General features: G+C 40.2%; 2 protein-coding genes. Both read left to right on the top strand.

The annotated features are described in order from the left end of the window. Window positions 1-424, top strand: a 424-nt coding sequence (pxpB, locus tag AC1DUW_RS31275; RefSeq protein ID WP_477644506.1) for a 5-oxoprolinase subunit PxpB, incomplete at its 5' end; no start/stop codon positions are given. Next, on the top strand, window positions 421-762 hold a 342-nt coding region (locus AC1DUW_RS31270; protein ID WP_477644505.1), incomplete at its 3' end, for a 5-oxoprolinase subunit C family protein. The genes pxpB and AC1DUW_RS31270, both read left to right, overlap by 4 nt.

The raw sequence follows: 762 nt of genomic DNA, 5'->3' as shown, positions 1-762 counted from the left end.
TTCTATTCCTGTATGTTATGGGGGGGAATATGGACCGGATTTGGAATATGTAGCTCGTTATAATAATTTAACTACTGCTGAAGTCATCCATATTCATTCAAATGGTGAGTACTTAGCCTATATGATTGGATTTGCTCCAGGTTTTCCGTTTCTCGGTGGACTATCAGAAAAAATTGCAACGCCTAGACGATCCTCTCCTAGAATGACGATACCAACAGGAGCAGTTGGAATTGCAGGTATGCAAACGGGTGTATATCCAATATCTACGCCTGGAGGGTGGCAATTAATTGGACAAACGCCAACCAAACTCTTTTTACCAAATGTAAATCCTCCTAGCCTATTACAAGCAGGAGACATTGTGAAATTCCATCCAATTTCTAATCAAGAGTATAATGAAATTATTCTTAAGGAGGGGTTACAGTGAGCCTGCGTGTAATCAAACCGGGATTATTAACTAGTATTCAGGATCTTGGAAGAAAAGGATTTCAGCAACATGGAGTGATTGTAAGCGGCGCAATGGATGCATATTCCCTACGAATTGCCAATATGTTAGTTGGCAATAAAGAAGGTGAAGCGGCCCTGGAAATTACGTTAATGGGGCCGACTCTTAAAATAGAAAAAAATTGCTTGATCGCGATAACAGGTGGAAATTTATCACCTACTATAGACAGTCAGGCTGTTCCAATGTGGAAGCCTGTTTATGTAAAAAAAGGCACGATTCTTCGATTCGCGGGATGTAAATCAGGTTGTAGAACTTATTTG

Source organism: Peribacillus sp. P4_C12 (assembly GCF_056402095.1).
Note: the sequence above shows the minus strand (reverse complement) of the source record. Positions and strands in the feature narration are given on the sequence as shown.